7 protein-coding genes are annotated in these 11866 nt (G+C 43.2%); 3 read left to right on the top strand and 4 right to left on the bottom strand.

Annotation, left to right across the window (positions count from 1 at the left end; all coding sequences use genetic code 11):
* Positions 1 to 118 precede the first annotated feature (118 nt).
* Both recJ and P5683_RS05560 read right to left on the bottom strand, forming a co-directional pair.
* Positions 119 to 2512, bottom strand: a complete 2394-nt coding sequence (gene recJ, locus P5683_RS05565; protein WP_315641740.1) for a single-stranded-DNA-specific exonuclease RecJ — start codon at positions 2510 to 2512, stop codon at positions 119 to 121.
* Positions 2513 to 2526: 14 nt separating this feature from the next.
* Positions 2527 to 3306, bottom strand: a complete 780-nt coding sequence (locus tag P5683_RS05560; RefSeq protein ID WP_006669302.1) for a photosystem II S4 domain protein — start codon at positions 3304 to 3306, stop codon at positions 2527 to 2529.
* Positions 3307 to 3754: 448 nt separating this feature from the next.
* On the opposite strand from P5683_RS05560, the gene P5683_RS05555 reads away from it, so the two are divergent.
* From P5683_RS05555 to P5683_RS05545, 3 genes are all read left to right on the top strand, one after another.
* Positions 3755 to 4894, top strand: a complete 1140-nt coding sequence (locus P5683_RS05555) for a Rid family detoxifying hydrolase (RefSeq protein WP_315644819.1) — start codon at positions 3755 to 3757, stop codon at positions 4892 to 4894.
* Between the two features lie 105 nt (positions 4895 to 4999).
* The gene (locus P5683_RS05550; RefSeq protein WP_315669425.1) at positions 5000 to 6139 is read left to right on the top strand and encodes a Rid family detoxifying hydrolase; all 1140 of its coding nucleotides are present in this window, start codon (positions 5000 to 5002) and stop codon (positions 6137 to 6139) included.
* Between the two features lie 105 nt (positions 6140 to 6244).
* Positions 6245 to 7384 carry a Rid family detoxifying hydrolase gene (locus P5683_RS05545; protein WP_315638960.1) on the top strand — a complete coding sequence of 380 codons (1140 nt, stop codon included), beginning with the start codon at positions 6245 to 6247 and terminating at the stop codon, positions 7382 to 7384.
* Between the two features lie 79 nt (positions 7385 to 7463).
* On the opposite strand, the gene gnd is transcribed toward P5683_RS05545, so the two are convergent.
* Positions 7464 to 8888 (bottom strand): decarboxylating NADP(+)-dependent phosphogluconate dehydrogenase, encoded by a 1425-nt coding sequence (gnd, locus tag P5683_RS05540; RefSeq protein WP_006669299.1) that lies wholly within the window; start codon positions 8886 to 8888, stop codon positions 7464 to 7466.
* A gap of 243 nt (positions 8889 to 9131) precedes the next feature.
* Positions 9132 to 11669, bottom strand: a complete 2538-nt coding sequence (locus tag P5683_RS05535; protein ID WP_006669298.1) for a glycogen/starch/alpha-glucan phosphorylase — start codon at positions 11667 to 11669, stop codon at positions 9132 to 9134.
* Between the last annotated feature and the right edge of the window lie 197 nt (positions 11670 to 11866).

Below are 11866 nucleotides of genomic sequence, written 5' to 3'. Positions count from 1 at the left end.
GTTACAGGAAGGAATAGCTACCCCAGAATATCAGGAATTTGTACAAAGATTGTCAATCAATCCCTAAAATGGCGGAAGTGGCTGGAAAGGCGATCGCTTCTCGGTGCTACAATGGCGACTATCCGGGGAAACTATAAATTGATTTGAGTTGACTCATTCTACAGGTAGCCTGGATGGTTTCTAGGGAAACTTCACAGAAATATTGGCGGGTAAATTTTTCTTCTTCAATGGTGATAAAAAAGATGTCTAGTAAGGTGGCAAAATCATCGTCATCTTCACAGATATCCCCCCCGTCAGCAGTAGTCTGGGAGGTAATATATAACTGCTTATTTGATGGGGTATCCTCGGCTAATTTTATCTGGTAGCCTAGGGATTTTAAACAATCTAAACCCCTACTTAAAGCTATATCCCCAATTCCCAAGATTTCTCGTAATTCCTGGGGACTAATCCCTTGGTGATTATGGCTTAAATTATCCGCGATTTCGGTGAGTTTTTCCCACACTTCTGGGGGTGATATTCTGGGAGGGAGAGAATAGGCGATCGCCAATTTTTTCTCAGCGTTGAAAGCCTCAATAAACTTGGCTGTTAATTCCTCCCAACTGGTCGGACAATTACTCACCACCAAATAACTACTTTCTATGGGGTTATTCTCACCAGGAAAAACTGTACTTTCCCCATGTTCACGATTCCGAAAATCCACTATCTCAACAGTAATTAATGGCGGGTTAATCTCCGTTTCTGATAAGGCTGGACACACAGCTAATAATCGCACTTCGCACTTACTTCTATTAGTATTAAAATCCAACTCGACTATCGCATCATATCGACCGGGGGGTAATTCTTCTTTATAGTGACCCCACCAAACCCCAGGAAAACCTGATTCCGTAGAATCATCAAATAGCTGATAGGTAGTCTTAATATACTTAACTTGTTTACGCCGTAAATCCACAATATTTTTATTCCAAACATCCTCAAACCAACAATTCTTAATTAATAACTTGGGGACTGGATTTCCTATTCCACAGGGTTCGAGCAATTTTAGTTCTTGGAATAAATTATAACCCAATTCTGCGACAGTACAAACCAAATCGACTATAATGGGAGATTGAGGGAGTAATATTCCCCCCATACGTTGTCGGAGTTGCTGGTCTATGACTTGTTTAAATATGGGGATATTCTCAATGGGTAAACTCAAGCTGGCGGCGAAAGGATGACCCCCAAAACTATGCAATAGATGCCGTTGACTATATACTAAATCATAGAGGTCAATAGGATGAATTGAACTGGCTGACCCCCTAGCTAGTCCGGTTTCGGTACCGCCTTCGGTAGTCAGTAAAATAGTGGGGCGACGATATTCTTGGGCGATTTGACCCGCGACTAATCCTAATAATCCCACATACCATTGAGGGTCACTCAGGACGATCGCATAAGTAGTAGATAAGTCGATTTTTTGCAGCTTTTTACGCACATCATCAGCGATATTTTTCTGCAACTCTCGGCTGCGACGGTTAGCCATTTCCGTATTCCAGGCTAATTTGTACGCCTGTTGTTTGTCGCGGGTGGTGAGTAATTCCACCACACAACTAACGTCCCCATAAATGCGACTAACTGCATTAATTCTCGGACCGATACCAAAGGATATATCGGTAGGGCGATCGCCATTGTTTTTGCATAATTTCAGCAATTGGGAAACTCCCGGACGGGTGGGGTTTTTCTGTTGTTTTTGGAGTTGTTGAATCCCCCGTTTGGCTAAGTAGCGACAGTCTCCGGTAATTTCAACTAAATCCGCCATTAAACCAATAGCCACTAAGTCGAGTAAATTCTCTAAAGGCTGTTGAGAAACGCCTGGTAAAGCCATATATAATGCTTCTACTAACTTATAAGCGATCGCTACTCCTGAGAGATGATAAAGGGGATGGTCTGAGGGTAAATTGCGGGGATTAATAATCGCCACGACGGGGGGTCGTGTGGGTGGTAAGGTATGGTGGTCTGTGATAATGACATCAATACCCAAATTTTGCGCGAGTTGTAATTCGGCTAAGTTTGTGCTTCCGGTATCGCAGGTAATAATCAGACTACAACCTTGCGCCGCCAACGTTTCAATTCCCCGTTGGTTTAGTCCGTGGGAGTCGGTCAAACGGTTAGGAATAGTGTAGGAAACAGAGGACCCAAAAAACTGTCGCAACCCTTCCCACAAAACGGCGATCGCGGTGATACCGTCTGGGTCAAAGTCTCCCCAAATCACGATTTTTTCAGGGTTATTGTCGCTGATACATCTCTGATAAGCGAGAGTTAATCGAGCGATCGCCTGCTGCATTTCCGCCCCAAATTCAGCCGGACTGGCGGGTTGATAGCTGTCAATTTCCAGAAATCTAGTCAACTTGTCGGGTGTAGAAATTCCCCGAGAGAGTAACAGTTGAGACAAGTATTTCCCGGAAATATTAGGGTGATGTCGCCGGATTTCTGCTATCATCCAATCAGGAATTTTTCGGGATGGTTGCACCTGCCACATAGTTTAATTATCAGTTAATTATATCTAGTTAATTCGACTCGATAGCGCTGTTTTTTGGTGACAGAAACCTCCCCAATTTCCAATCTGCCTTTCCCGCGAATAGCGATTAAATCTCCGGTTTTAATAGCAATGCTGGCTTGTTTAACTTCTTTCCAATTAACTCGCACATCACCACCATCAATGAGGTTGACCATTTTACTCCGAGACATCCCAAACCCCGCAGAAGCGATCGCATCTAAACGCAAAGAAGCCTCAACGGTAGTCATGGCTTTTTTCTTAGGTTCTCGAACTTTCAACTCGCTTAAATCAATTGGTTGCACCTTAACGGGAACTGTCCGCACTTGGGTTAGGTTCATCTCCAGATATTCGACCAATTCAGGAATCACAATAGCCTGGGCTCCCCGTTCTCCTAACACTATTAAATCCCCAGTTTTTTCCCGGACAATTCCCGTCCCTAATAAGGAACCCAAAAAATCCCGGTGAGTCGCGGTATCAAATAAAAAGTTCCCGGAAATGTCGATCGCTGCGATTTCTACATGGCTTGAGTCGAGGGGGATTTCTGATCGTGCGATCGCCATTCGCTGACGTTCTGCTTGCGGATAACCCCCCCAGGATAACGCTTGTATTTCTGTCAGTCGCCGAAAAATTCCTTGTGCTTCTGCGATTTCTGGGGGTGAGAGAAACTCGGTTTGGGTAATTTCCCAGGTTTTTAAAGCCTGTTCCGCCAGGTCGATAATTCTGGCGATACAATCTCGATTTTCAATTCCGTTAAGTAGTTCTTGCCTTGGCAGCATCAGTTTTTGAGTTCTAGGTCGATGCAAAATTATCGTTTTCCATTCTAACAGATTTTGTGCGATCGTCACATTTTCTTTTCCCAAATCCGCCCATATCTTGCTGACTGGTTATTTTGTTATGTAATCGTGGGACTAGGTGGGTCTAAGGTAGGTTAGGATGATTTCACCTGACCCAATCCACAGATATACAGTTTTCCCCCCATCCAATAACCACCTACAAAATCGAGGTTTTTTATAATAATTAATCATTGTGGCGCACCCAACCTTAAAAATGGTATAATCTCCGTGGGTACACCCCAACCCAAATACACGAGTATAAATCTAATGTATAGCCAGCACCTAAAAAATCCACTATGGGGGGATAATCAGATATAATTGATAGTGCCATCCCCAGCAGATATCTACTCTGGGATAGGCTCAAAACCACATCTACCAGGACTAACTGAAAATGGAAGCACAAGAATTGCTTGACAAATACAAACTAGGTGAACGCGACTTCCCCGGAGTCGATTTATCTTATACTACTTGGCAAGGATGTAATTTGAGTGAGATTAACTTAGAAGGTGCTGATTTCAGCAACTCTGACTTTAAAAATATGACTTTTAATAGGGCTAATCTCAAGAATTGTAACTTTAGTGGGTCAACTTTGCAATTCGTAGAATTTGTTAATGCCGATTTAACTAACGCCTGTTTTATCGAGTCTGATTTGCGCGCCATAGATTTTTCTGGGGCAGATTTAACCGGGGTTCAATTCCAGGAATCTAGTCGATTTAGTGATATTAATATGGCTAAAGCTATTATCAAAAATGTCAATTTTTCTGGCATTAATATGACTGGGATAAAGTGGTCGCTTTTTGATTTAGAAGGCTGTAATTTTTCTCGCATCAATGGAACCTGCATAAACTTAGCTAATTCTAACTGCAAAAACTGCAATTTTAAAATGGCAATTCTCGAAAATGCTATCTTAAAAGACACTTGTTTAGAGGGAGCTAATTTAAAGCAAGCCAACCTCAAAAAAGCTAATCTGATGAAAGCCAAAGTTAAAAATGCTAGTTTTATCGGAGCCAATTTAACTAATGCTTATGTTTATGCGTCTAACTATCAAGAAGCTGAAATAATTGGCGCAATTATGCCAGACGGTGAAGTTTACGACCCTGATGATTATTCGATTGTGGAAGGGGGGGAGTCTGGGGGAAACTCGACTAAGGCAGAATTTATTAATACAGAAAACGCGCCGAAATCTCCTAATAGTCCTCACCAAGCGGTTATCATTAATGACTGTATATATATTGCGGGTCAAATAGCGATAGACCCCCGCCTAAATATTATGTTATGTGATGACGAAATTACCGACCAGACGCGGCGAGTTATGGATAATATTGGCGCGATTTTAACGGCGGCGGGAGTAGGTTGGTCTAAGGTGGTGAACACCACCATTTTTATGGTAAACTTAAAGGAAAGCGATCGCATGAATAGCGTTTACTCTAGCTATTTCACGGATGGAAATCTGCCAATTTGTACCTGTGTAGCCGTGTCGCAACTCCCGGAAAATGCACGAGTGCAAATCCAATGTATAGCCAGCACCTAAAAAATCCACTATGGGGGTATAATCAGATATAATTGATAGTGCGATACCCAGCAGATATCTACTCTGGGATAGGCTCAGGACCACATCTACCAGGACTAACTGAAAATGAAACCACAAGAATTAATTGACAGATACAGACAAGGTGAACGCGACTTCCCCGGAGTCGATTTATCTGATACTAATTGGCCAGGATGTCATTTGAGTAAGATTAACCTAGAAGGTGCTGATTTCAGCAACTCTGAATTGAAAAATATGGTTTTTAATAAGGCTAATCTCAAGAATTGTAACTTTAGTGGGTCAACTTTGCAATCGGTAAAATTTGTTAATGCCGATTTAACTAACGCCTATTTTATCCAGTCTGATTTGCGCGACATAGATTTTTCTGGGGCAGATTTAACCGGAGCGCAATTCGGAGAATGTCGTCAATTTAGTTGTTGTGAAATCGCTCAAGCCATCACCAAAAATGTCAATTTTGACAAAGTTAAATTTAGCGACGTAAACTGGTCTTTTTTAGACTTAGAAGGATGTAGCTTTTATAAAACTAATTTACATGGAACTAATTGGACAGAAACTAACTGCAAAAACTGCAATTTTAAACTGGCAAACCTCGAAAATGCCATCTTCAGAGAGGCTTGTTTAGAGGGGGCTAATTTCAAGCAAGCTAACCTCAAAAAAGCTAATCTGATGAAAGCAAAACTTAAAAATGCTAGTTTTATCGGAGCCGATTTAACTGATGTCAATTCGTACCTAACTAACTATCAAGAAGCTCAAATCATTGGCGCAATTATGCCAGACGGTGAAGTTTACGACCCTGATGATTATTCGATTGTGGAAGGGGGGGAGTCTGGGGGAAACTCGACTAAGGCAGAATTTATTAATACAGAAAACGCGCCGAAATCTCCTAATAGTCCTCACCAAGCGGTTATCATTAATGACTGTATATATATTGCGGGTCAAATAGCGATAGACCCCCGCCTAAATATTATGTTATGTGATGACGAAATTACCGACCAGACGCGGCGAGTTATGGATAATATTGGCGCGATTTTAACGGCGGCGGGAGTAGGTTGGTCTAAGGTGGTGAACACCACCATTTTTATGGTAAACTTAAAGGAAAGCGATCGCATGAATAGCGTTTACTCTAGCTATTTCACGGATGGAAATCTGCCAATTTGTACCTGTGTAGCCGTGTCGCAACTCCCGGAAAATGCACGAGTGCAAATCCAATGTATAGCCAGCACCTAAAAAATCCACTATGGGGGTATAATCAGATATAATTGATAGTGCGATACCCAGCAGATATCTACTCTGGGATAGGGTCAAAACCACATCTACCAGGACTAACTGAAAATGGAAGCACAAAAATTGTTTGACAGATACAAACTAGGTGAACGCGACTTCCCCGGAGTCGATTTATCTTATACTACTTGGAAAGGATGTAATTTGAGTGAGATTAACTTAGAAGGTGCTGATTTAAGCAACTCTGACTTTCAAGAGATGACCTTTGATCATGCTAATCTCAAGAATTGTAACTTTAGTGGGTCAACTTTCCAATCCGTACAATTTGTTAATGCCAACTTAACTAACGCCTGTTTTATCAAGTCTGATTTGCAAACCATAGATTTTTCTGGGGCAGATTTAACCGGGGCTCAATTCGAGGAATCTAGTCGATTTGATGATATTAACATGGCTAAAGCTATAATCAAAAATGTTAATTTTTCTGGTAGTAAAATGTTTTCCATAAATTGGTCGTATTTGGATTTAGAAGGATGTAATTTTTCTGGCATTTATGGATTCCGCATCAACTTGGCTGCAGCTAACTGCAAAAAATGTAATTTTAAAATGGCAAATCTAGAGGAAGCCATCTTGAGAGAGACTTGTTTAGAGGGGGCTAATTTCAAGCAAGCTAACATCAAAACAGCTAATCTAATGAAAGCCAAAGTTAAAAATGCGAGTTTTGTCGGAGCCAATTTAACTGATGCCAATTTGTACCTAACTAACTATCAAGAAGCTCAAATCATTGGCGCAATTATGCCAGACGGTGAAGTTTACGACCCTGATGATTATTCGATTGTGGAAGGGGGGGAGTCTGGGGGAAACTCGACTAAGGCAGAATTTATTAATACAGAAAACGCGCCGAAATCTCCTAATAGTCCTCACCAAGCGGTTATCATTAATGACTGTATATATATTGCGGGTCAAATAGCGATAGACCCCCGCCTAAATATTATGTTATGTGATGACGAAATTACCGACCAGACGCGGCGAGTTATGGATAATATTGGCGCGATTTTAACGGCGGCGGGAGTAGGTTGGTCTAAGGTGGTGAAAACGACGATTTTTATGGTAGACTTGCAGGAAAGCGATCGCATGAATAGCGTTTACTCTAGCTATTTCACCGATGGAAATCTGCCAATTTGTACCTGTGTAGCGGTGTCGCAACTCCCGGAAAATGCACGAGTGCAAATAGAATGTATAGCCACCTTATAGCATAAAGCAGCCCCCCAGAGGTGGGGGGTTTGTGGGTGAGGGAAAACTCAGTTAATCACGAAGGGACTAAACCTGAGAATTAATCAACATTAGTCCATTCAGTATGGAAAAACTGCCCCCGGGGTTTATCGATACGCTCATAAGTATGAGCGCCAAAATAGTCTCGTTGTGCTTGAGTTAAATTTTGAGGTAAACTCACGCGGCGATAACTATCAAAATAATCCAAAGAAGCACTAAAAGCCGGGACGGGAATACCCATAGTATTGGCAGTGACGAGAACTTCCCGCCAAGCGGACTGACGGTCAAGAATAGTCTGCTTAAACTCGGGCGCAAGTAGCAAATTAGGCAATTGTGGATTTTGGTCATAAGCCTGCTTAATTTTATTCAAAAATCCCGCCCGAATAATGCAGCCACCTTTCCAAATGCGGGCAATTTCGCCCAAATTCAGATGATAATTAAACTCCTGAGAAGCCTTACCAATAAGCGCCATACCCTGAGCATAAGAACAGATTTTCGAGCAGTACAAGGCATCACGAACCTTATTAATAAAAGCGCTAACATCGCCATCAAAATTAGCACTAGGTCCCGGCAATTGCTGAGAGGCGGCTACCCGTTCATCCTTATAGGAAGAAATAATCCGGCTATTCACAGCAGCAGTAATGGTAGGGATAGAAACGCCCAACTCCAAAGCACTAACGACGGTCCAGCGTCCGGTTCCTTTTTGTCCAGCCGAGTCCAAAATCAAGTCAACGAGAGGCTTGCCAGTTTCGGGGTCTTTTTGCTTAAAAATATCGGCAGTAATTTCAACCAGAAAAGAGTTTAACTCATCGGTGGTGTTCCACTCAGCAAAGACCTCATAAAGCTGTTGTTCATTCAAGCCAATGACATTACGCAGGAGGTCATAGGCTTCTGCGATCAGCTGCATATCGCCATATTCAATGCCGTTGTGAACCATTTTGACATAGTGACCGGCACCGCCAGGGCCAATATAAGTGACACAGGGGCCGTCATCAACTTGAGCGGCAATTTTAGTTAAAATGGGTTCAAGGGCCTGATAGGAATTCTCGGTTCCTCCGGGCATTAAACTAGGACCCCATAATGCGCCTTCCTCGCCACCACTGACACCCATACCCATAAACCCTAAACCAGTAGCTTCGAGTTCCTTGGTGCGCCTCTCTGTGTCCTCATAGAGAGAATTTCCCCCGTCGATAATCATATCATCCTGATCCAACAGGGGTTTCAATTGGTCAATGACGGCATCGACAGGTTTACCGGCTTTGACCATGACGAGGATACGCCGGGGACGTTCCAGGGACTGGACAAATTCTTCGAGGCTGTAGGCGGGTTTGACATTTTTTCCTGGGGCGCGTTTTTGCATAAACTCATCAGTTTTGGCACTGGTGCGGTTATAAACAGCGACAGGAAAGCCATTGCGTTCGACATTTAGGGCGAGGTTTTCACCCATGACCGCTAGACCAATGACACCAAATTTTTGCTCTGACATAAACTTCCCTATAATGGTTGGCTGATTTGTACTTTAGACTGTATCGTTAATTTTTATAGCAGACTAAGGCGATCGCTTTTTTTTAAAACTCTGGTGCTAATTCTCCCAGCGACTACACAGACAAGAAGGCAACCAGAGCAGTTATATGGACTTTCAGCAGTGGGACATAATTTAAGGCGGCGATAGTTCTGTGAACGAAAAAAGGGCGACTTGTAGCCGCCCCAAACACCCACGAGAATGTAGTTATTTACCGAGATTCAAACCAGCATTTTCTTGGCTGTATTCTTCCATCTCAATAGGTACAGGCTGCACATTCCAGATTTCATTACAATACTCTCGAATAGTGCGATCGCTAGAAAACTTAGCCATCCGCAGTGCATTCAAAATAGACATCCGAGTCCACTTATCCTGATCACTGTAAGTTTTGGAGACCTGTTTATGGCAGTCCACATAAGCCTGATAATCAGCAAAAAGCATATACTGATCATGGTACATCAGGGAATCAACCAAAGGCTTAAACAGCTCTTTATCACCGTGGGAGAAATAGCCAGCAGCAATGCGATCGATTACCGCTTTCAGGGACGGATTACTGCTATAATAATCCCTGGGATTATAACCTTTCGCCTTAGTATCAGCGACTTCCTGTGCGGTCAAACCAAACAGGAAGAAATTTTCCTCGCCTGCTTCTTCGCGGATTTCAATATTAGCACCATCCAAGGTGCCAATAGTCATCGCGCCATTCATAGCAAACTTCATGTTTCCGGTTCCAGAGGCTTCTTTTCCAGCGGTAGAAACTTGTTCAGACAAATCGGCAGCCGGATAGATACGCTGACCCAAAGAAACATTAAAATTGTTGAGGAAAACAATCTTTAAGCGACCTCTAACATCAGGATCATGGTTAATGACATCAGCCACGGAATTAGTGAGCTTGATAATCAACTTCGCCATAAAATAACCGGGGGCAGCCTTACCACCAAAGATAAAAGTACAGGGTACAATATGCTGGTCAGGATTCTGCTTAATCTGATTATACAGGGCGATAATATGCAGCAAATTCAAATGCTGACGCTTGTACTCATGAATCCGTTTCACCTGTATATCAAACATCGAATGGGGGTCAACTTCGATGCCGTTATGTTCCCAGATATATTGGGCTAACTGTCGCTTATTGTGCAGCTTAATTTCTCGCCACTGCTGACAGAAATCGGGGTCATCAACATATTTTTCCAACTGCTTGAGTTGACTAAGGTCTTTCAACCAACCCTCACCGATTTTCGAGTTGTAAAGTTCAGCGAGTTTAGGATTACACATCAAAATCCAGCGTCGGGGAGTGACACCATTAGTCTTATTAATGAACTTTCCGGGCCACAACTTATAGAAATCCCGGAGAGTGTCTTGTTTAAGGAGTTGGGTATGCAATGCAGCCACGCCATTAACAGCATGACTACCGACGCAAGCCAAATTCGCCATACGGACATACTTTTCGCCGGACTCATCAATCAGAGAAAGACGACTGATCAAATTATCATCACCAGGATACCAGCGTTTAACGTCCTCCAAGAAGCGGCGGTTAATTTCATAGATAATCTCTAGGTGGCGGGGAAGTAGATATTCAAACAAACCCACAGACCATTTTTCCAGAGCTTCTGGCAGTAAGGTATGGTTGGTATAGGAGAAGGTCTTTTGAGTCACCCGCCAAGCGGTATTCCAGTCCATCTCATGTTCATCCATTAACAATCGCATCATTTCAGCGATCGCTACTGCCGGGTGAGTATCATTAAGTTGGATAGCGGCGGTATCATGAAGATTATGCAGGCTAGGATGTCGCAGTAGGTGAGTGCGGATAATATCCTGTAGGGAACAAGAAACAAAGAAAAACTGTTGTTCTAGTCGCAATTGCTTACCTTGGGGGGTGTTATCGTTGGGGTATAACACCTTAGAGATAGTTTCCGATCGCATTTTTTCAGCGACCGCGCCATCATAGTTGCCAGCATTGAAGGCATCAAAATTGAAATCATCAGAAGCCTCAGCCCGCCACAAACGCAGGGGATTAACCGTATTAGTATCATAACCGGGAACGGGAGTATCATAGGGAATCCCGACTACCCGGTTAGCGGGAATCCAACGAACCTTATACTCTCCCTTTTCATTATGGTACATTTCGGTATGGCCCCCCAATTTCACCTCAACGGCTTGGTCAGGGTGGGCAATTTCCCAAGGATTACCAAAGCGCAACCATTTATCAGGGACTTCTGCTTGCCATCCATCGCGGATCGCCTGGGTAAAAATCCCAAATTCGTAGCGAATACCATAACCCACAGCGGGAATTTCCAGAGTAGCCAAGGAATCGACGAAGCAAGCGGCTAACCGCCCCAAACCGCCATTACCCAAGCCGGGGTCGGGTTCATGTTCGAGGATTTCATCCAAGTCTAACCCAGACTCTTCGACGGCCTGACGTACCCGATCATAAAGATGGAGGTTAATCAGACTATTACCCATGTGGCGACCCATGAGAAACTCAGCGGAGAGGTAGTAAACTACCTTAACATCTTTCTCCATGTAAGTTTTCATGGTCTTTAGCCAACGACTCAGGAGGCGATCGCGCAAAGTGTAAGCCAAAGCCATATAAAAGTCATCCTGGGTAGCCAGGGACTCATACTTACCCTGAAGATAAAACAGGTTATCTGCAAAAGCCCGTTTGAGAGTTTCCACATTTGTACCTGTGCGATCGTCCTCAATCTGAATTGGACATTGATCGATAGGGATAAGAGGCTGCGTCATAAATTCTCCTTTTCCTGTCTGATACATTTACGCGACATTTTTCCGGTTGTTCCCGGATAATGCGACGATAGCACTATTACCCGTAAAGATAACAGAGGCGGTATCCCGCAAAGCTTTTAGAAAGATTCCAAAAGCACCGTTTCAGTCCCGTGGTAGAGTGAACCCGCACTCAGGACATCGGAACACTTTTGAGCCAC

It is taken from the genome of Limnospira sp. PMC 1279.21, assembly GCF_032349615.1.
GTDB classification, from domain to species: Bacteria; Cyanobacteriota; Cyanobacteriia; order Cyanobacteriales; family Microcoleaceae; genus Limnospira; species Limnospira fusiformis.
Note: the sequence above shows the minus strand (reverse complement) of the source record. Positions and strands in the feature narration are given on the sequence as shown.